Source organism: Pseudomonas sp. Pse79, from assembly GCF_024519615.1.
Lineage (GTDB): Bacteria > Pseudomonadota > Gammaproteobacteria > Pseudomonadales > Pseudomonadaceae > Aquipseudomonas > Aquipseudomonas veronii.
Window position 1 is genome coordinate 50900 of the sequence record NZ_JALJRR010000028.1, and the last position, 20187, is coordinate 71086.

A 20187-nucleotide genomic window follows, 5' to 3' on the forward strand; every position below is an offset into this window, starting at 1 on the left:
GCTCAGGTGTAGGAAAACGAGCGACCACTAGAGCCAAGTGCACCAATAGCCCCAGCTAATAGCCAAAATCATCGCAAGGCGATATGGCCACACGGCCCAACGCTTAAGTGATAACGGAACGCAGGCCAACTCTTCCTCAGTCACAAGACCTTCTTTCACGTAGTGTTTTGACATTAGCAGGATATCAATCATCAGGCCCATGCGATGAAATCCGCCGAACCGTGGGTTTGGCCCCCAGAGTTGCTTACGTTTACGAACCTCTGCGTTTTCACTGAAGTAACTTTCCAGCTCGTCGAGTTTTGTACGTTTGGCAAAAAGCATCAGTCCCAGGACGACGAACGTCCCAATAGACATTACAAGGGTGTAAGCAGGAAAAAACGACATCGTTAAACTCCCTCCCTCGTTCAAATTGGAATGTTGCACCACCTGCGCCAAACCGACCAAACGACCGTTGCGATAGCCCAAATGAACGCAAGGTAATAGGGCCACAACACCCAACGTTTGAGCGCTAAAGGAATAGACGCGAGTTCGGCTTCGGTCACAAGACCGGCTTTCACATGGCGTTTAGAGTCTGCAAGGTATTCAAAAATCAGCATCATGCGATATTGTCTGTCGATCCACTGGTTTCGTCGCCAAAAGCGCTTGTTGTTGCGAACTTCTTCGTTTTCACTGAAGTAACTTTCCAACTCGTCGAGTTTTGTATATTCGGCAAATAGCAGCAGTCCCAAGACGACAGACATCCCAACAAACAACACAATGGAATAAACGAGAAAAAAATCCATGGTTAAGCCCCCTCTGGCTGGAATATCAAATCACCTATGAAGTTGGCGTCGAAATATAGGCAAGCGAATACTGTCCGGACACAAGCCCTAGGGGGCTCAATCACATTTAGGAAGTTGCCTACACAGAAGAAGATCGGCGCCTACAGAAAAGTGCTAATACCTGGTCATCTCCAGAGCCCCTTAAACCTCACCGGCCTTTCCAGTACGGAATACTCAGGTTCATCCAGGTGGCGGTGAGGACAGGTGAGCTACCATCGGTACCAAATTCCCCAAACGACTGATGCGATCAGCCAAATAAAAGAAAGACGATACGGCCAAAGTGCCCAACGCTTGAGGGATATCGGGATTGAAGCCAGTTCTGCCTCAGTCACATCGCCCCTCTTTACATGCAGTTTGGGCATTCCTAACAATTGATTGATCAGGAGCATGCGCTGAAACCTGTCGATCCGCATATTTCTTCCCCAAAAACGTTTGTTATCGCAAACCAGCTTGTTTTCACTGAAGTAGCTTTCCAACACTTCGAGCTTTTTGCACTCTGCGTATAACATAAGTCCCACGCCAACCAGAGCGCCTATAAACAGTAAAATACTAAAGACGAGAAAAAGATCCATAGTCAGGCCCCCTCGGGTTGAAAGATAAAAACACCATCGATCTCTATAATCTTGCCGCCCAGAAATGCACCGGTATCCCCCCCTGCATTTCCTCCTATATACCCTCCCCCGGCGCCGCCGATAATTCCACACGTCAGTGCTCCGGGGCCTTTAGTTGCAATACCCAAAAAAATCGTACAGGCGCGACGCGTAGCAACAGCACCCGCCGCAGTGAGCCAGGATGCTCCTGCCACCCCACCCGCCAACCTCCCCATCTCCACATACTTCGCCCGCCGACACTGCGCCTCCCGCCCCACCATACACGCCTCCTTGATCTCCAAACCCGCTGCGCCCACATCCAGCGCCAGCCCAACATAAGTGCCCTTGCCCAACCACTTCGACGTCTGCGAAATCGCCTTCAAGCGCTGTGCATACCCGGCGATCTCGCCCTTATTCAGATAGCTTTTGGTTGAAATCCCCAGCACCCTCTTCAGCGATTGATTGCCGCGCAATCCCGTGCCAAATCGTGCGGCACCACGCAGTTGCGTGCCCAGCAGCGCCAGCAGCACTTGGCGCTGGCGGATAAACGCCTGGCGATCCAACCCGCCGGCTTTCAGGCGTTGATGCAGACGTTCGATTTCCTCCAACGTATTCACGACTTCATCCAGGTGCCGCGACCACGCCGATGTCGCACTGCCGATACCTATCGAGCCATACGTCAGAAGGCTCTGCAGCAGGTCGTAGTTATCGATCATCGTCTGTGCAGCCGCAGCATCCAGCGCCAGATTGCGATCAATTTCCTCGGCATAACGCACCCACCAGGATTCGTTCCAGGAGCAACTGACGCTCTCCGTGTCTGGAACAATCACCATCCGCCCCGGCGTCACCCACCCGCGGCGCAGGTGATGATTCAACACATCAAAATGGTCAGAGTGCTGGCGGCTCATGCCGTGGCCCATCAGCCAGGTTTTCAAACTGCTGTAGCTGATTGGCTTGTCGTTGATGTATCCCCGCGCCATGCCTTACATCCTTGATGCGATGAAGTTGGCGTCGAAATATAAGCAAGCAAACACCGCCCCGGCACAAGTCCGAGGGGGCTAAATCACATTTGGGAAGTTGCCTACGCAGAAGAGGATCAGCACCTACAGAAAAGTGCTAATACCCGGTCATCTCCAGATACCCAACCCCACCCTCAAACTGCACCGGTCCTTCCCAGTACGGAATATTCAGGTTCATCCAGGCCTTCGGGTTGACGGCATCGGTGGTGATATCCAGCTGCTTGCCGGGAATTTTCAGCGACCAGCGTGTGGGGATACGTCGCCCGTCGATGTCAGTGCTGGCCAGTGGCGTAAGCTGGATATCGGCATCGTGCAGGGTTTGGGTATGGCCCTCGCGGTCGATCCAGGTGCCGGTGAGATAACCCGTGCCGTCCTTTTGCCTTACGCGAAACAGCATCAACTGATCGCCACGGTCCAGGTGCAGGGAAAACCAGTCCCAGCCGGTCTGGCTGGCGGCCAGGGGTTGGCTGCTCCACTCGCGGTCGAGCCAGGCCGGGCCCGTGACTTGGTAGACCTTGCCGTCGAGGCTGACGCTGCCGTTGGCGGTGAAAAACGGCTGGCTGTAGTAGTACGAGGCCTGGCCTTGGTCGGACTTGCGGCTGTAGCCGTTGTCACCTTGCAGCACCAACGGGCGACTGGACGTCAGTTGCAAGTCGTAGGCGAATTGCGGACCGCTGGCCTTGAGTTGCATGTCCGCCAAAGGGCCGGCGGCGCCTGGGCGGGTGGCGAAGCTCCAGTCATCGATCCACGCGCTGAACGGCGCGGCCTGGGCCCCGGCCTGGCCGACGCCGCCACGGGCGTAGCGCTCGGCGGCGTAGTGCCGGGTGGCCGAGGTGACGGCGGCGTGGCCGAGCCAGATCGTTGAGTCGTGCCAGCCCGGTTGCGTCGGCCCGGCCTTGAGGGCATTGCGAAACAAGGTCCATTGCACGCCGAACACATGGCCCTGGGCGTCTTGCAGGTTGGCGGTGACGTACCACCACTCGATGCGAAAACCGGCGTGAGGGCCGTGGTCCTCGGGAAAAGCGAAGACCTTGCCGGGCACCACCTGGGCAAAATCCGCCGCATCACTGCCCAGGCCGGCGAAACTTTCCTCGGGCGCAGGGGCTTTGTCACAGCCGCTCACCAGCACCAGAGCGAGGCACAGCAGCGCCTTAATCTTCATGGGCAAACGTCCTCAGCAAATCCGCCGGGCGACTGCGGTACAACTGCCACAGCGGCCACGCCGACGCCAGCAACGTGGCCAGCAACGCCAGCCCCAGCAGTTGCGCCAGCTGCCAGGGAAAAATATGCAACGGCAGGCGCCAGCCAAACGCCTGCACATTGATCACCGCATCCAGGCACCACGCCAACAGCAACCCCAAGGGCAACGCCAGCAGCAGCGTCAGCACCGCGAGCAGCCAGGTCTGCCCCAGGTTGAGCAGCATCAATTGTCGGCGCGTCACGCCCAATGCCCACAGCGGGGCGAGTTGGCCGAGGCGGCTTTGGCTCTGGGTCAGCAGGCTGATGAACAGCGCCACGCCCGCCACGCCCAGCGTCAGGCTGTTCAAGGCGGCGGTGGCGGCAAAGGTGCGTTCGAACACTTGGCTTGACCAGCCCTTGAGGGTCTGTTGGTCAACGATACGGCTGTCGTCCAGGGTGAACTCGCGCTGCACCTCATGCACCAGCGGCGCCACGTTTTGCGGCAGTACGCGCAGGTTGAAGCGCGCCGGCGACAGCGTCGGCCAATGCGCCAACAGGTGCTGTGCATTGACCAGCACGTGGCCCTTGGGGTTGCCATAGTCGGCGTAGATCCCCACCACCTGGGGCGACCACACACCGTCGGGCGTGGGGATGTTGACGGCGTCGCCCACTTGCACATTCAAGCGCCGCGCCAGTTGCTCGCTGAGCATCAGCGTGTCACTGCGCAGCAACTGGTCCCACGGCGCGCTCACGGCTTCGAGCAACGGCCAATGCTGGCGATAGGTCGGCGCGTCGACCACGCCAAACACATCCGCCGGCCAGCCCTGTAATTGCACGGCGACCTGCCAGGTGGGCAGCACCGCCTGCACAAGCGGTTGTTGCGTGAGCCAGGTATTCAACCGGTCGGCCTGGGCCGGGGTGCTTGGGTTGAGGTACAGCTCGGCGGTGAGGCGTTGTTCCAGCCAATTGCTGAAGGTCAGGCGAAAACCCGAGGTCATGGAACCCGCGCCGATGTTGGCCGCCAGCGCCAACAGCAACGCCATCAGCGCCAGGCTCAAGGCCGGCAACTGTTGGCGGCAGTCGGCGAGAAACCACTGCCCGAGCACCGAGCGGCTGCGTCCCAGCAGCGCTTTCAACAGCGCATTGAGCAGCACCGGCAGCCCCAACGCGGCACCGAGCAGCAAGGCCGCCATCAGCACAAATCCGGCAGCCAGACTGTTGCCCCACCATAGCGCCAACAGTGCGATCAGCAACGCCGCACTCGCCACCCGGCCCTGACGCCGCAACCAGCGCCCATGGGCCTCATGCCAGGCCTGGGGGTTGGCCAGCGCCAGCAACGGCAAGCGCGCCGCGCGCCACACACTGCCGGCCCCGGCGAGCAACGCCCCGAGCAGGCTCAGGCCCAACCCGGCGAGCCACCACCACGGGCTGAGGCTCAACTGCCCCGGCACTTCAGCACCGTACAGGCCGCGCAGGCTGGCGGCCACATCCGGCAGCAAGACACTGGCGAGCACATAGCCGCTGGCGACACCGAGCACACCGCCAAGCAGGGCCAGGGCGCCCAGTTCCATACCCAGGCCGAGGAGCAACATCCGCCCGCTGACCCCGCAAGCACGCAAGGTGCGCAGCAGCCCGCGCCGCTGTTCCAGGGCCAGGCCGATGGCGGCATGGACGATAAACAGCCCGACCACAAAGGATAAAAAACCCAGCGCATCCAGGTTCAGGTGAAAGCTTTCGGTGAGGCGCGCGAGGTTATTGTCCTGCGCCTGTTTGAGTTGCAGTCCGGCCGGCGGCGTGGGATGGGTGGCGGCGAACGATGTGTCGAGCAACAACCGCGACAGGCGCCCCGGCATGTCCAGCAACGGTTGGGCAAAACCGATGTCGGTCAGCAACAGGCCGGGGGCCATGTCCGCTTGAACCTGCAACGGCGGCAAGGCTTGCCCGCTGGCCGTCAGCGGCCGTTCACCGGCCTGCAACCCCAGTGCCTGCAAGGTGTGCGGGGCAATCCAGGTGCGTCCCGGCGGGTCGAAGAACGCGACCATTTGCGCCTGGCTCAAGCGCTGCCCCGCCACCGCGCCGCTGCCGGGCAGCGACACCGGATCGATGCCCATCAATTGCAGGCGCCGGTCCTCATGCCCCTTGAGCTGCACCCGCCCTTGCACCACCGGCGACACCGGCCAGCCGGCGCGGCGCAACTGGGCAAACAGCGCCTGGGGGAAGCTGGCACCGTCGGGCATGCTGAGGCTGGCCTGGGGTTCGCCGCCGATCAACTGACTGGCTCGGGCGTAGCTGTCCCGCGCCTGGCTGTTGAGCGCTTGCACCCCGGTCAGCAGCGCGGTGGCCAGCCACAGCCCGGTCAGCACACTGAAAAACTGCACGGGGTGGCGCCACCAGTGGCTGAGCAACGCGCGTAAAGTCCAATAGAGCACCGCCATCTCAGCCGACGTCCGCAGGCAGCACGTGGCCGCGGTGCAACACCACCTGCCGGTCGAGCCGTGCGGCAATGCGCGGGCTGTGAGTGACCATCAACAAGCTGGTGGGGGTGTCGCGCAACAGGTCCAGCAGCAGTTGCAGCACCTCATCGCTGGTAGCCTCATCCAGATTGCCCGTCGGTTCATCCGCCAGCAGCAAGCCGGGTCGAGACGCCAGCGCCCGCCCCACCGCCACCCGTTGCTGCTGGCCGCCGGAGAGTTGTTCCGGGTAGCGCTTGAGCAGATCCCCCAGGCCCAGACGCTCGACCAACTGCGCTTGCCAGCGCGGATCAAAGCGCCCCGCCAGGCGCGCCTGGAACGCCAGGTTGTCGTCGACGCGCAAGCTGCCGATCAGGTTGAACTGCTGGAACACCAGGCCGATCTCAGTGCGCCGCCAATCGGCCAACTGCCGCTCGCTCATCTGATCCAGACGCTGCTCACCCACGCGGATACTGCCGCCGTCGACACGATCCAAGCCGGCCACCAGGTGCAACAGCGTGCTTTTCCCGCTGCCGGACTCGCCCATCAGCGCCAGGCTGCCACCCTGCGCCAAGTGCAGATCAACCCCGGCCAATACCGTCAGCGGGCCCTGCGCAGTGACGTAGCATTTATGGACACCTTGCACTTGCAACATGGGAACGCTCGCTCGCCAATGGACTGCAATCGAGGATAACGGCTGACCGCCCTCGCCACGCAAATTTTTCACATACATTTCACCGGTTACCTACCGACCACCGAATAAAGTGCCGAACAAGCGCCAATAACGCTCAACTTATTAGTTGTCGGCATACATAACTTTTAACGCTCCAGTTTTCAGCAAAAAGACAGCAACTGTATGACAGGCTCTTGCTCCACTACGGGCCCAGTCAAACGGTTGTGCCTGACTAATAAAAAGCTGCCTGACATCCCCACGGTGAATAGTGTGGTTAACCTGACCCTGACCAAACCGCGTTCGTATCAAGCTCGGGCAAAACGCCTGAAAAAACTCTGGCTGGGCACGACAGCACTCGCCCTGTTCGGCACATTGCTGACAGGCTTGCTGGCCTGGCCTGTATCGCCACCGGACCTGAGCACGGCCAATCGCCTGCTGACCTCAGGTCTGCTGGCCAATTGGCGCGATGGCAATCTGGTGGTGCTGGTCCGCCATGAAGAACGCTGTGACCGTTCCTCCAATCCTTGCTTCGGCCCCGCCGATGGCCTGACGATCAACGGCACCCAACAGGCCGTCGAAATCGGCAAAGCCTTTAAAATACTGGGCATGGAGGGTACAGACGTGTTCAGCAGCCCGACCACCCGCACCGCCCAGACCTCGCTGTTCATGTTTGGCAAGACCGAACTGTCGCCAAGCCCGCTATCGATCTGCGGCGATGCCATGGGTGAGGAAATTCTCAGCCACAAGCAACCCGGGCACAACTTTATGCTGATTACTCACAGCGCCTGCATCAGCGACATCGAACGGGACCTCGGCTACCCCCACGCCAAATCCACCGAATACGGCAGCGCGTTATTCGTCAAGGTGCTGGGCAACGGCAAGCTCAAGGCCGTGGGCATTATAAACAGCGGAGACTGGCCAGAGGCGCTCAAGCAACTTTAGACACTTTTACCTACACAAGAGGCAGATGTTCAGCCAAACGACAGCCAACTTCTGGCATGTTTAACTGCGCCTGTTAGTTAAGGACGTCATGAATACTTTCAGCCCATTAGTGAACACTGTGACATTTTATCGCACTTTTTCCTTACATCCTTTTCCTGCACTTAAACGTCAAGGAGCGACGTTCGCATGACCCGATTCAAACCCCTTCCCTTACTGCTACTGGCCTTCATCGCGTTTTATCTCCTGCCCCTGGGCCTGCACGGTCTATGGATACCCGATGAAACCCGCTACGCCCAGATCAGCCAGGAAATGCTCATGAGCGGCAATTGGACCGCACCGCATTTCATGGGCGTGCGTTATTTTGAAAAACCCGCCGCCGGCTACTGGCTGATCGCCCTCGGTCAGGCGGTGTTTGGCCAGAACCTGTTCGGTGTGCGGATCGCCTCGGCGTTGACCGGCGGCCTGAGCGTGCTGCTGGCCTACCTGATCGCCCGCCGCCTGTGGAACGACCCGCGCAAAAGCTTCGCCTGCGCCCTGCTCTACTTGAGCTTCGGCCTGGTGGCGGGGCAAGCCGGCTACTCCAATCTTGATCCGCAGTTCACCTTCTGGGTCAACCTCAGCCTGGTAGCGCTGTGGTTTGCCCTCGACAGCCGCACCCCGCGAGCCCGACTCGGCGCTTGGGCCGTGCTGGGGCTGGCCTGCGCGATGGGCTTCATGACCAAGGGCTTCCTCGCGTGGCTGCTGCCGGTGCTGATTGCCGTACCTTATATGCTCTGGCAGCGGCGCCTGGGTGAGTTGCTGCGGTACGGCCCGCTGGCGATCGTCGTGGCAGTCCTGGTGTGCCTGCCGTGGGTGTGGGCGGTCCATGTGCAGGAACCTGACTACTGGAATTTCTTCTTCTGGCACGAGCACATCCGCCGTTTTGCTTCGGGCACTGCACAACATGCGCGGCCGTGGTGGTTCTTCCTGCCGATCATGGTCGTCTCGTGCCTGCCCTGGGCGGGGTTGCTACCGACCACGCTGCACCAGACCTGGAAAGAAAAGCGCCAACCGGCGACGGCCTTTCTCGCCCTGTGGATGCTGCTGCCGCTGGGTTTCTTCAGCCTGAGCAGCGGCAAGCTGCCGACCTACATCATGCCGTGCCTGTTACCGCTGGCGTTGTTGATGGGGCATGCCTTGATCGATGTGATGCAGCAGGGCAAAACCCGCGCGATCTGCATCAACGGCCTGCTCAACTTCGTGCTCGGCATGGCCGCGATGGTGACGTTGATCTGTCTGCAGATCGGCGACCCGCTGTACGGCAACAGCCACGCCGAGATGTTCAGCCTGTCGTTGACCTTCATTGTGCTGCTGGGCTGGGTGCTGACCAACCTGCTGCAAGCCTTTCGCCCGCTGACACTCTGGGCGACGCCGGCCCTGGGCATCGGTTTGCTGGTGCTACTCCTGCCAGCGGGCATGCCGGCGCGGATATCGAATAACGAAATGCCCGATCAGTTCGTGCTTGAACACCTGGAAGAATTGCAGCAAACCCAAGCACTGCTGAGCAACGAGTTAGGCTCGGCATCCGCACTGGCCTGGCGCCTGAACCGGTCGGATGTCGCGTTTTATGACACCGAAGGCGAGCTGCAATATGGCCTGCAATACCCAGATACCATACACCGCAAGGTCGGGCTGGATGACGTCCAGTCGTGGCTGGCCGAAGCCCGCCGCCAAGGCGCGGTCGGGGTGCTGATGCGCGTCAGGAGCACCAGCGAACACCTTGAGGAAGGGCAACTGCCACCCGGTGGCAAGCGCTATCGCAAGGGCGACCTGGTGCTCACCCTTTATCCAAAACTCCCTTAGGAACCGTCCATGAGTGTCTGGAAAACCGAACGTGGCGCCCTGCTGCTATTGCTGGGCGTGTCGGCCCTGCTCCTGCTGCTGGGCCTGGGCAGTCGCGACCTATGGGGGCCCGAAACCCGTTGGGCGAACATCGTCGTGCAGATGCTGCAAAGCGGTGACTACTTCGATCCCTACCTCAAAGGCACGCCGTATTACGACAAGCCGTTGCCCTCCTACTGGCTGATCAGCGGGTTCGCCAACCTGATGGGCGGCCTGGGGCCGTGGTCGCTGCGTCTGTCGTCGGTAATTGCCGCATGGTTGAGCATCTGGCTGGTGTACCTGATCGGCGAGCGCCTGTTTCGCAAAGGCACCGGGCTGATTGCCGGGTGGATGCTCGCCACCACCTTCTACTTCCTGTTCTGGGCGCGCGTGGCCACGGCGGATGTGCTCACGGTGTGCGGTGTGCTGGCGGCGGTGTGGTGGTACTGGCGCGGGCCGGATGACACACGGCTGTGGCGCTACACGGTGTTTTTCCTGCTGTTGGCCGCGACCTCGCTGTTCAAGGGTTTGATCGGTTTTGTGCTGCCGGGCCTGGTGCTGCTGCCGCATCTGCTCAGCGAGCACCGCTACAAACGTCACCTCAACCTGCGCCTGGTGCTGGCCCTGTTGATTGCCGCCGGGTGCTATGCCATCCCCTTCGTGCTGTCGCACTTCTACGGAGCGCCGACCTACGGCGAAAGCGGCCTGGCCCTGGTATTCCGCGAAAACGTCGTGCGTTTCTTCGACCCCTTCGACCATATGGGGCCGATCTACACCTATCTGATCTACCTGCCCGCCTACACCCTGCCCTGGGCACCGTGCTGGTTGCTCGGCCTGTGGCTGGCCGTGCGGCATTGGCGCCAGACCCCGCCCAACGTGCGCTGGCTGGTATGGGGCCTGGGCCTGCTGTTCGTGTTCTTCACCGCCAGCGGCAGCCGCCGCAGTTACTACGTGCTGCCGCTGGTGCCATTCGCCCAGTTGCTGGGAGCCTGGTGGCTGAGCGAACGGCTGGCGAAAAAAACCGCCAGCTGGCCGCGCTGGCAGAAAGGCTTTGGCATTGCCGCCGCACTGATGCTGCTGGTGCTCGGCGTGGTGTACCCGTGGACCAACGGCAACGGCGGCGTGACGCGTTTCGTCGAGGACGTGCAAGCTCAAGCCGAGAAGACCGCGCCATGGAACCAATGGCAAATGGTGCTGGTGGAAGTCGATAACAAACTGCCGATGTACCTGCAAAACGGCGGTCAGCCGTTCTACTACGTCGCCGAAACCCAGGACTTCCCCCGCCAGGGCGACAGCGCTGCGTTCATGACCTGGCTGGAACACACCAGCGGCCGCCGCTTCGATCCGCAACACACGATTATCATCGCGCAGTACTCCAAGGACGATCCCACGCCCCTGGCCTACCTGGGCGCGGATCATCAGGTGATCACCACCCAGCCTGACAATGGCGAGCGGCTGTTTCACCAGCGTGCGGGGGGGAGCGTGGCGTTTATCCCGATGTCGCGCTGACCTGCCCGCCCCTGGCGCTCGACGACAGCCAAAGCCACACGCTGTTGGCGCCGCAGGGGTTGCCGCTGCGGCGCCGAACATCCCTCACCGGCTCACTGATAGGGAATCAAGCGATCGCGGTCCAGGTCTCGCATCAGGTCGCCGAGCATTTCACTCTCGCTGCGCGGTTCGGTCATGGGGATGTACCAAGTCGTGGCCGTCCAGCCGCCACGCTTGTAGGCATAGGTTTTCAGCAGTTGACCGTCCTTGAACACCGAGCCATGCAATTGCCGCTCGTAGGTGTAGGGCACTGGCACGGTCAGCAGCGTCAGAGCGCCGAGTACTGCGGGGAGCACTCCGGCCCCTTTACCGCCACTCTGGTCGACCAACAGGCTGTAGCCGGTCTTGCTGAAACCACCGTCGAGAAAACTGAAGGCGCCTGTATCACGCAGCAACTGGATGACTTCGCGCTGCTTTTGCTGATCGAACCGGGATTCGGGCGGCGGCATGGTGACGCTCATCGGCACATAGGCGCGCTGGGCTTTGTAGTCCAGGGGTTTGAGGGCGGTGCCGCAGCCGCCGAGCAACAGCACGGCAGCCATTAAGGTGATCCTGATCATTGCGCGTGCTCCACAGGCAGTAGGCCATCACGTTGTACATCCTGGACAAAGGCGCGGGTGATACGGTTTACGTTCTCTTGCTGCATCCCGCCGCTGCCATCGAGCAGCCAAGTGTATTTGTGGGTCACGTTGCGATAGCTGTATTGCTTCAACAGCTTTCCATTCTGTTGCAGGGAAAACTCGGTGGTGGTGTCGATACTCTGGGACAAGGGCAGCAGAAACAGCGTCGCCGTACTCAGCAGAATTACCGGGAAAGGTGGCAACTCGCGCTGGCTATTGAAGCGGATCAACACCGAATAATCCCCTTCCTTGCCTTGGCCGGTTTCGACACTGCGAAACACTCCGGTTTCGCGTAACTGGTTACGGATTTGCGCGGCATTCAGCGGGTCGTCGACCATGACATGGATCGACTTGAGGTAGTCCTGACCGTCGGGCAACGCGCGCTCGGGCAGGGTATTGGTGGCCGCACAGCCAGTCAGCAGCGCCAGGACGCCCAGGGTAATAACGGGGTTCATGGACGCATCTCTTGAGGGGTGTTCTGGCCCGCAGCGGTAGACGGCGGCGCGATGATATGCGGGGCGGCGCTGCGATAATCCAGCGGTATCAACTCCAGCGCCGGCAAGCGCGGAACCGATTGTCGCGCGATCGGTTCATCGCGACCTTGCTGGTCGCGCCAACGGAAGGCGCACAGGGACGCCCCCAGGCACAGCGAGCGAAATTCACCGAGGTAATAGGCCTTGCCGGCTTGCAGGCGCATCGGCAGGTTGAACTTCTCCCGAGCCTGGACCGAGGTGTAAGTGGTGCCCAGGGTGGGTGAATAGGTGCTGGAGAAGAACTGGAAATCATAAAACTCATAATCTCCCGGTTTGAGCGGCAGCACGAACACACTGGCGACGCCGGTCTGGTCCTTCACATCCTGAGGCGTTTCCCGCCCGACACCGACCCATATACCCGCGGCCCCGAAGGCGGAGCCACGCTTGCGAAACAACAGGCGCTGGTTGGGTGCGGGAGACGCCTTGAGGTTCTGCGGGCCGATGGAGCCCACAAGATAAGCCACCGGTTCTTCGGGGCCGGGTTGCAGCGGCTGACTGACCAGCGACGCGGGCTGGGTACCGCAGCCCGCCAAGGCTGCAGCCATTAAGAGCAAGGCCAAAGGCCTGGAAAAGCAAAACATGTCGAATCCTGAACGCGGGCAAAAAGGGAGCTGCAGACGCCACAGGAAAGACATGCAATGAGCCATCCTGGCGCTGCGCCTCGCGTCACTGCGAGGGGGGCGAATGGTACGGGACGGATGAGGGTTTGACCACCCGCTCACCCCCCAGGCTTTCCAGCGCAGCCCTACCAGCGCCCCATCGCCAGGCTGTACGGCGAAAACTCCGCAAACCGCCACCTCAACGCCAACGCCGCCGGGCGGCGCACCACCTGCTCCACCGTGACCGTCCACAACCGCTGCGCGCCCTCGAACCGCGCCACCTCGGGGCCGTTGAGGATCAACGAAGTGTGCCCGGCCAGGTGCATCACGTCGCCCGATGCAAAGTCGATGAACAACAACCCCGCCACCGGGTTGGCGTGCAGGTTGCCCAGGGTGTTGAAGAACAGGTTGCCGGCAAAGTCGGGGATGGTCAGCACGTCGCCCTCCACGCGCACGAAGCCGCGGTTGCCGCCGCGATGGGAGACGTCCACCGAGCGTTCGCCGTCGATGTCCACATAGCTGGCGACGAAGAACGTGTCGGCGTTGCGGATCATTGCGCGCGCGGCGTCATCCAGGCGGCTGCTGCGCTCGGCCACGCCCCCGGGTTGACGGGCGATCCCATCGACAGGGCGCAGTTGGATGTATTTGGGGCAATTGCCGAAGGTCTGGACCACATCGACCGCAAACCCCTCGGCATCCAGCGCGCCAACCCGACCATTCAGGCGATTGCGGCGGCGCGTGTCGAGGTCGATGCCGAGCAAGCCGACGGCGGCCCCTGGCTGCAGGGCCGAGCGCGCCGGGTCGCCGCTGCCGGGCAGGCTGTCGATCTGCAAGGTGTGCGGGTCGGGTGAATGGGCAAACCCCGGCGCGCCTTCGATCATCGTCGCCCAGGGCATGCCATGCGCGTCCACCACGCCGAGCATCAGGTACGGCAACAGCGGATAGAACCCTCGGTGTTGCTCGGGCAGATGATCACGGATCACCTTGGCGCCAATCATGTCCATACGCTCGGCGGCGCCGGCGCTGGCTTGCATCTGCCGTTCGCCGGCGTGCCAGGGGGAGTGTTCGATCAGGTTCATGGCGATCACCTCGTGTCAGATAGCCAGATGCTGCGCCCCGCCACGCGGCGAGAGAATACCCACGTTCGGCAATCGAGCATTACGCCAACTGAAATGCCGGATGCTCGCGCAACGCCGCCACGCAGTGATCGACAAAACTGCGCACGCGCATCGGCGCCTGGCGGCCTTCGCGGTAGACTACGTTGACCGGCAACGGCGCCAGCTCGTAGGCGGGCAGGACGCGGCGCAATTGCGCGCTGACCAGGTGCTCGTGAACCGGGTAGCTCAGGCACCGGATGATCCCCGCGCCATGCACGGCCGCATTGATCGCACCTTGCACCGTGGTGCAGCGCAGGCGTGTACGCGCCTTGAGGTGGGTATGGGGGAAATCCCAGTGGACCTGATCGGCGCTGGCGATCAGGCGATGCTGCTTGAGCTCGTGCGGGTACGCGGGTTCGCCGTGGGCCGCAAGGTAATCGGGGCTGGCGCAGAGGACCTGCCGCACCTGGCCGACTGGCCGCGCGATCAGCGACGAGTTGGGCAGCGCACCGACCAGGATCGCCACGTCCAGCCCCTCTTCGTGCAGGTTCGGGTAATAGTCGTGGTAGCGGGCTGTCAGGTAAACATCGGGATGGCGATCCATATAACCGGCCAGGATCGGCGCCATCACATACCGGCTGAACAGAAACGGCAGGAACACCCGCAGATTGCCCTGGGCCTGCACATGCGAGCCGTTGGCCGAGGCTTCGGCGGCGTCCACGGCCGCCAGCAGGCGGACACAGTCGGCGAGGTACGCACGGCCGGCTTCGGTGAGGCGGACGCCCCGCGTACTGCGTTGCAGCAACGCCACCTGCAGACGCGCTTCCAAACGCGCCAACGCGCGCACCAGCGTCGCGCCGGACACCTGGGCGCTGCGCGCCGCCGCCGCCAGGCTCGGTTGCCCGGCCAGCGCCGCAAACAGCTGCATATCGCGATAGCGCTCCATCAGTTCGGCCGCTGCGACGCTGGGTTCAGGCCACGGTCCTGCGCGAAATGCTGGGTGAGGAAGTCGACGAAGGTCTGCACCTTCGCCGGTACGCGGGCGCCCTTCTGGAACACCACCTGGATCGGCAGCGGCGCGGGCTCGAACGCGTCGAGGACAATCTCCAGTTCACCGGCCGCCACCGCCGCCGCCACTTGATAGGACAGCACCCGGGTCATGCCCCAGCCGATGCGCGCCAGGTTGATCGCGGCGTTGTTCGCCGTGACCACCAGGCGCGGCTCGATGGGCACCGTCAGTTCCTGCTCGCCGTCGACGAATTGCCATGCGCTGATCAATTGGCTGGCCGACGACGTAGCGATTTTGGCCTCACGCAATTGCGTGGGATGTTGCGGCCGCCCGTGCCGGTCGAGATAGCCGGGCGACGCACACACCACCCGCCGCACTTCACCGACCTGGATCGCCTGTTGCCCCGGCTCCTGCAGATGGCCGATACGCACGGCCACGTCGACACCTTCGTCGGTCATGTTCACCACGCGATCGACCAGCAAAGCGTTGATGTTCACCAGAGGAAAACGATCGAGGTACGCCCCCAGCAACGGCGCCACATACAGCTCGCCAAACAGCACCGGGGCGGTCACGGTCAGTTGGCCGCAGGGGATGGAATAACTGCCCGCCGCCGCTTCCTCGGCTTCATTCAGCTCGGCGAGGATGCGTCGACAATCTTCCAGGTAGCGCTGGCCGGCTTCGGTCAGGTGCAGGCTGCGAGTGGTTCGCGCCAGCAGTTGGGTGCCGATGCGCTGTTCCATCGCGGCAATCGCCCGGGTCACGCTGGGCGGCGAGGTTTTCAGGCGGCGTGCGGCGGCGGCGAAGCTCTCCTCCTCGGCCACCGCGAGGAACACCTGCATTTCATGAAAGCGGTCCATCGGTGTCCCTCTTGAAGGTTACTGTGATTGCAGGCCCACCGCCGTGCGTGGCATGCCGACAAACCCCGGCAAGGCTTCGATACTGGCCAGCCAGGCGCGTACTTGAGGGTAGTCGGCCAGCGACACATTGCCTTCCGGCGCGTGAGCCACGTAGGTGTAGAAAGCGATGTCGGCAATGCTCGGCTGCTCACCGACCAGGAAGCGGCTTTGGCCCAACTGCTGCTCTACCAATTGCAGCAAGGCGTGGGAGCGACTGATGGCGGCGACGGTATCGACATCCGCGCCAAACACCACCGCCAGCCGCGCGGTCGCCGGCCCGGCGTGGAGCTGACCGGCGGCGGCCGACAGCCAGCGCTGCACACGCGCCTGCCCCAGCGGGTCGCTCGGCAGCCATTGGCCGTTGCCGTACTTGCTCGCCAGGTACAGCAGAATCGCGTTGGAATCGGCGAGTACGGTGCCGTTGTCATCGATCGCCGGCACCTGGCCGAACGAGTTGATCGTGTCGACGAATTCAGCGGTTTTGTGCGCGCCTTGCTTGAGGTCGACCAGGATGAATTCGCTGGGCAGACTCAACAGCGACAGCATCAGCTCGACCCGGTGGGAATGGCCGGACAGGGGGAAACCATAGAGTTTGATCGCAGGCTGGGACATGAAAGGCTCCAAAGAAGTGGGGGTCTTGACGCCAGGCATGTTCCGCCGTGGCGCCTATCGATGGAATCACCAGGATTTACAATCGAGCATTTCACGCGGTGAAACAATCACCGACAGTCCATCGCCTGGCCGTCAGCGCTCTTGCAGCCGATCGCGCAAAAACCGATGGCTCCTGGAAAACAGGCGCCGGTAGGTGAGCAGCACCGCGCCGACCGTGCCCAACGCCGACGAAGCGGCGATCAGAAACATGATCACGATCTGGTAGCGCACCGCATCCACCGGGCTCTCGCCCGCCAGCACCTGGCCGGTCATCATGCCGGGCAGGCTGACGATGCCGACCACGGCCATCTGGTTCAGCGTCGGGATCATCCCGGCGCGCACCGCCTGGCGGATCGCTTCCTGCGCCGCTTCCCAGCGTGAGCCGCCGAGGGCGAGGATCATCTCGATGGTGTTGCGGCCCGAGGTCAGTTCCTGGGTCATGCGCTCGATGCCCAGGGACACGCCGGTCAGGGTATTGCCGAGGATCATGCCGAGGATCGGGATCGCGTACTGCGGCTCGTACCATGGGTGGATGCGAATCACCGCAAACAAGCCCACCGCCGTGACCAGCCATGAACTGCCCCACACCGACACGATGCTGTCGATCCTTTGCCCACGGTAAGTGCGCCGCCCGCGCCCCGCCGCCGACAGGCCGGCAATCAGGGTCATCGCGCACATCAGCGGCAGCACCACGTACCAATAGGCGAACGCGAACACCCAGCCCAGCAGGTAACCGATCGCCAGCAGTTGCACCACGGTACGCACGGCAGCCCACAGCAACTGGCGCTCCAGGCCCAGGCGCAACGCCAGCGACAGTGCGCCGTTGATCAGGATCAGCGCGGCGGCGATGGCCATGTCCAGCGCGGTCAGGTTCTGGTAGTTCATGCTTGGGTGGCTCCGCTCAGCACACCGGCGCTCATGTGCAGGTGGATGTCACTCATGCGTTGGGCCTGTTCCAGGTCGTGGGACACCCAGACATACGCGCGGGTCGGGTCATCGGCGAACCAGGCATCGATCAGCGCTTCGACATCACGCGAGGACGCGGGGTCGAGGGCGGCGGTGGGTTCATCCAGCAACAGCACCTCGGGCTTGAGCTGCAGGGTGCGGATCAACGCCACCACCTGGGACTCGCCGCCCGACAGGTCACTGGCATTTTTTGCCAGGAAGTCCGGCGACTTGCCGGCATGCTGCAGCAGCGCGGTGACGGTCGCCAGCTCGAAATGACGTTTACGCAGGCTCTTGAGGCTGAACGGGAAACGCAGGTTGTCCAGCACGGTGCCGTCGATCAGCGCCGGGCGTTGGGACAGGTAGCAGATGCGGCTGCGGTACTCGGGAATGTCTGCGTTAGCGATCGGCCGATGATTCCACAGGACCTGCCCCGATGTGGGCGCGTCCAGCAACGCCAGTGCGCGCAGGAACACGCTCTTGCCGGAACCGGACGCGCCGGTGATCGACACGCGGTCGGCGCGGTGCAGAGCGAAGTCAGTGGGCTGGAGCAAGACCGCCTGGCGACGCTCATCCCGGCGCGCCAGGGCGCGGGTTTCGATCAGTGCGCTCATGGACGCGAGGCTCCTCATGTTTCGGTCAGGCGCAATGGTGAAGCAGGCGGGCAGGCTTTTCATAGCAAAAGTTCAAGCGATGGCGACCGGTCCCGTGGCGGGCGCCTTGCAATCACCCCCTGCCCTGCCTATATTTGCCGCCTGGCGCTCTCTACGCCACCTTCCGCGGAAAGGGCTGCGCCCAAGACAGTGAAGCACTCAATCATTTCTACGACTCCTAACCTTAAAGCGGAAAAGGTGTGTGCAAGGAGCTCGTATGTCGCAACGCCGCGTATCCTCGACCACTGATGGCCGTCTCAACCTTGAGCAGCAGCGCAAGCGCGCCAAGGAACTGTTGCCGCGCCTGAAAAGCGAAAACCCCGACGCCACCTTGTCCCAGGCGCAATGGCAGATCGCCAAGCAGCTGGGTTTCAGCAGTTGGCCGCAGCTCAAGGCCCATGTCGACGCCATCGACTTCGCCGCCCGCCATCCCGATTTCGCCGCCAGCGATGAAGCCCGCACCAGCCATTGGCGCTGTGGCAACGACATTGCCCACAGCCTGCAACTGGCGGGGTTCAAGGGGCACTTCCAGATGCTCACCGACCCGCTGTGCATGGGCCCGGTTCGCGACCTGCCCCGCGAGGCATTCCGCACCATGCGCAGCGCATTCATCAGTCACGCCTTTGCCCTGGGCGAAGCGGATGTGGCGCGCCGTGTCGCCGACGAATACAACCAACTGGAAACCTTGGCCAGCGCCGAACACAGCGTGCTGTGGTGCGAGGCGGATGCGTATGACCAACTGTTCCTGATCCGCGCCCTGGCGGCTCTTGACCAGGCACCGCGCAAGCTGGAACTGATCGAAGTGGACCGCATCCCGGGGGTAGAACGGTTTATCGGCATTGGCCAACTGGCCCCCGACGTACTGGCGTGGTTATGGCCGCAGCGGCGCTTGATCGATGACGAGGCGGTGCAGTTGGCCAAACAGGCGTGGTCGGCGTATTGCGCCAGTTCCCCGGTGCAGTGGGCGGAACTGGCCCACGGGACGCACACGGCGCTGCCCTTTCTTGCACGCGCTTTACTGCGCCAGTTGCAGGAGTTGCCCGGCAGTCAGGATGGCTTGTCACTGACCGAACGCCTGTCCCTGGCCTACATCGCCGAAGCGGGGCCGGTAGCGTTCGGGCGCGTGTATGCCGAGTTGATGGCCAAGCGCGAACCGCTGCCGTTCCTCGGCGACATGATGTTCCATGCACTGCTGCGGCCGTTGATCGACGGCGAGCATCCTTTGTTGACGGAAACCGAGGCCCATCTTGAATGGCCTCGGCGGATGCTGGCGCTGACAGCGCTGGGGCACACCGTGCTGGGCGGCGATGCTTATTGGCTGGACCACGCCAGCCATGAACGCTGGGTCGGCGGTGTTTGCCTGAGGCCCGGCCAATCGCATTGGGCCCTTGATGAACAGCTGTCGCCGGTATGGCGGCCTTGATTCGCGGAGGGGGGATTTCGTCCGGGCCGGACATAATATCTGTGAGGCCCAGTGCAAGGTGCTTTCAAGGTAATCACCACCGTCGATGACGACGAAGACTGGCGTCAAAAAGCGTTAAGGAAACTCTAAAAAAACTCCCAGATTTGGTGAAATACCCGCCTCGCACAAATCGAACGGTTGAGCCCCGATGAAACAGATGTCCTTCGCCGATGCCGGGTATGCCGACAAACGTAGGCAGACCCGCCATGAGCGCTTCCTGATCGAGATGGATCAGGTCGTGCCCTGGAAGGGCTTGATTGCCCTGATCGAGCCGCATTATCCGAAAGGCGAAGGCGGTCGTCCGGCGTATCCGTTGCTGGCCATGTTACGGGTTCGCTTGATGCAGAACTAATGCGGACTGATCGCCCTGAAATACAGCGATCAGAGGAAAAAACCATGAATTAAAGACAGGAAAGGTCTGTTTTCGACCGACTCAGCATTTTTTGAACCTCAAGCAGCGAGGGCATCAAAAATCGATGAGTACTTCAGACCTTCCCTAAAGGCTGCAGGGCTTACGTTGATGACATTGCGCCTGATCATGGCCCTGCATTCGTAAAATGCCAGAGCATCGACCAATAGAGAAACTAATACCGAAGATAGCATTACTCCATTGCAGCCGATGCTGTCTTCCAATAAAAAT

Annotated in this window: 20 protein-coding genes and 1 pseudogene; 5 read left to right on the forward strand and 16 right to left on the reverse strand. The window is 62.0% G+C overall.

Annotated features, from left to right (window positions below; translation table 11 throughout):
• Window positions 1-27: 27 nt before the first annotated feature.
• The 7 genes from NR164_RS25995 to NR164_RS26025 all read right to left on the reverse strand — a co-directional run bounded on the left by NR164_RS25995 (window position 28) and on the right by NR164_RS26025 (window position 6714).
• Window positions 28-384 carry a hypothetical protein gene (locus NR164_RS25995; RefSeq protein ID WP_256823466.1) on the reverse strand — a complete coding sequence of 119 codons (357 nt, stop codon included), beginning with the start codon at window positions 382-384 and terminating at the stop codon, window positions 28-30.
• A gap of 20 nt (window positions 385-404) precedes the next feature.
• Window positions 405-782 (reverse strand): hypothetical protein, encoded by a 378-nt coding sequence (locus NR164_RS26000; protein WP_104902814.1) that lies wholly within the window; start codon window positions 780-782, stop codon window positions 405-407.
• 248 nt (window positions 783-1030) lie between these two features.
• A complete protein-coding gene (locus tag NR164_RS26005) occupies window positions 1031-1393 on the reverse strand; it encodes a hypothetical protein (protein ID WP_108525009.1) in 363 nt (120 codons plus the stop codon).
• A gap of 2 nt (window positions 1394-1395) precedes the next feature.
• Window positions 1396-2391 carry a hypothetical protein gene (locus NR164_RS26010; protein WP_256823467.1) on the reverse strand — a complete coding sequence of 332 codons (996 nt, stop codon included), beginning with the start codon at window positions 2389-2391 and terminating at the stop codon, window positions 1396-1398.
• 136 nt (window positions 2392-2527) lie between these two features.
• Window positions 2528-3592, reverse strand: a complete 1065-nt coding sequence (locus tag NR164_RS26015) for a lipocalin-like domain-containing protein (protein ID WP_256823468.1) — start codon at window positions 3590-3592, stop codon at window positions 2528-2530.
• A complete protein-coding gene (locus NR164_RS26020) occupies window positions 3582-6044 on the reverse strand; it encodes an FtsX-like permease family protein (protein WP_256823469.1) in 2463 nt (820 codons plus the stop codon). The genes NR164_RS26015 and NR164_RS26020 overlap by 11 nt, the downstream gene beginning before the upstream one ends.
• A 1-nt stretch (window position 6045) precedes the next feature.
• A complete protein-coding gene (locus NR164_RS26025; RefSeq protein WP_046382779.1) occupies window positions 6046-6714 on the reverse strand; it encodes an ABC transporter ATP-binding protein in 669 nt (222 codons plus the stop codon).
• A gap of 279 nt (window positions 6715-6993) precedes the next feature.
• Here NR164_RS26025 and NR164_RS26030 point away from each other — a divergent pair, with 279 nt between their 5' ends.
• The 3 genes from NR164_RS26030 to NR164_RS26040 all read left to right on the forward strand — a co-directional run bounded on the left by NR164_RS26030 (window position 6994) and on the right by NR164_RS26040 (window position 11043).
• Window positions 6994-7674, forward strand: a complete 681-nt coding sequence (locus NR164_RS26030) for a histidine phosphatase family protein (protein ID WP_046382778.1) — start codon at window positions 6994-6996, stop codon at window positions 7672-7674.
• A gap of 186 nt (window positions 7675-7860) precedes the next feature.
• Window positions 7861-9516, forward strand: a complete 1656-nt coding sequence (gene arnT / locus NR164_RS26035) for a lipid IV(A) 4-amino-4-deoxy-L-arabinosyltransferase (protein ID WP_256823470.1) — start codon at window positions 7861-7863, stop codon at window positions 9514-9516.
• 9 nt (window positions 9517-9525) lie between these two features.
• Window positions 9526-11043, forward strand: a complete 1518-nt coding sequence (locus NR164_RS26040; protein WP_256823471.1) for a glycosyltransferase family 39 protein — start codon at window positions 9526-9528, stop codon at window positions 11041-11043.
• A 92-nt stretch (window positions 11044-11135) separates the two neighbouring features.
• Here NR164_RS26040 and NR164_RS26045 read toward each other — a convergent pair whose 3' ends face one another.
• The 9 genes from NR164_RS26045 to NR164_RS26085 all read right to left on the reverse strand — a co-directional run bounded on the left by NR164_RS26045 (window position 11136) and on the right by NR164_RS26085 (window position 18046).
• Window positions 11136-11642: a hypothetical protein gene (locus tag NR164_RS26045; protein ID WP_079444284.1), complete on the reverse strand. Its 507-nt coding sequence runs from the start codon at window positions 11640-11642 to the stop codon at window positions 11136-11138.
• Window positions 11639-12157, reverse strand: coding sequence for a hypothetical protein (locus NR164_RS26050; protein WP_256823472.1), 519 nt, complete (start codon window positions 12155-12157; stop codon window positions 11639-11641). Before NR164_RS26050 ends, NR164_RS26045 begins: the two co-directional genes overlap by 4 nt.
• Window positions 12154-12780: a hypothetical protein gene (locus NR164_RS26055; RefSeq protein ID WP_227778682.1), complete on the reverse strand. Its 627-nt coding sequence runs from the start codon at window positions 12778-12780 to the stop codon at window positions 12154-12156. Before NR164_RS26055 ends, NR164_RS26050 begins: the two co-directional genes overlap by 4 nt.
• 200 nt (window positions 12781-12980) lie before the next feature.
• Entirely contained in the window at window positions 12981-13913 is a 933-nt protein-coding gene (locus NR164_RS26060; RefSeq protein ID WP_256823473.1) for a pyridoxamine 5'-phosphate oxidase family protein, read from the reverse strand.
• A gap of 79 nt (window positions 13914-13992) precedes the next feature.
• Window positions 13993-14877, reverse strand: a complete 885-nt coding sequence (locus tag NR164_RS26065) for a LysR family transcriptional regulator (protein ID WP_177034471.1) — start codon at window positions 14875-14877, stop codon at window positions 13993-13995.
• The gene (locus NR164_RS26070; RefSeq protein WP_017847547.1) at window positions 14877-15797 is read right to left on the reverse strand and encodes a LysR family transcriptional regulator; all 921 of its coding nucleotides are present in this window, start codon (window positions 15795-15797) and stop codon (window positions 14877-14879) included. Before NR164_RS26070 ends, NR164_RS26065 begins: the two co-directional genes overlap by 1 nt.
• Before the next feature lie 18 nt (window positions 15798-15815).
• On the reverse strand, window positions 15816-16448 hold the full coding sequence (locus tag NR164_RS26075; RefSeq protein ID WP_102618817.1) for a glutathione S-transferase family protein: 633 nt from the start codon (window positions 16446-16448) through the stop codon (window positions 15816-15818).
• Between the two features lie 132 nt (window positions 16449-16580).
• Complete coding sequence (gene fetB, locus NR164_RS26080; RefSeq protein ID WP_017847549.1) at window positions 16581-17372, reverse strand: iron export ABC transporter permease subunit FetB; 792 nt, start codon at window positions 17370-17372, stop codon at window positions 16581-16583.
• Window positions 17369-18046: an ATP-binding cassette domain-containing protein gene (locus tag NR164_RS26085; RefSeq protein WP_256823474.1), complete on the reverse strand. Its 678-nt coding sequence runs from the start codon at window positions 18044-18046 to the stop codon at window positions 17369-17371. Before NR164_RS26085 ends, fetB begins: the two co-directional genes overlap by 4 nt.
• 256 nt (window positions 18047-18302) lie before the next feature.
• Here NR164_RS26085 and NR164_RS26090 point away from each other — a divergent pair, with 256 nt between their 5' ends.
• Window positions 18303-19508 carry a DUF1835 domain-containing protein gene (locus tag NR164_RS26090; protein WP_177034472.1) on the forward strand — a complete coding sequence of 402 codons (1206 nt, stop codon included), beginning with the start codon at window positions 18303-18305 and terminating at the stop codon, window positions 19506-19508.
• A gap of 187 nt (window positions 19509-19695) precedes the next feature.
• Window positions 19696-19896 (forward strand): annotated as a pseudogene (locus NR164_RS26095) (IS5/IS1182 family transposase); the annotation flags it as partial.
• Window positions 19897-20187 lie beyond the last annotated feature (291 nt).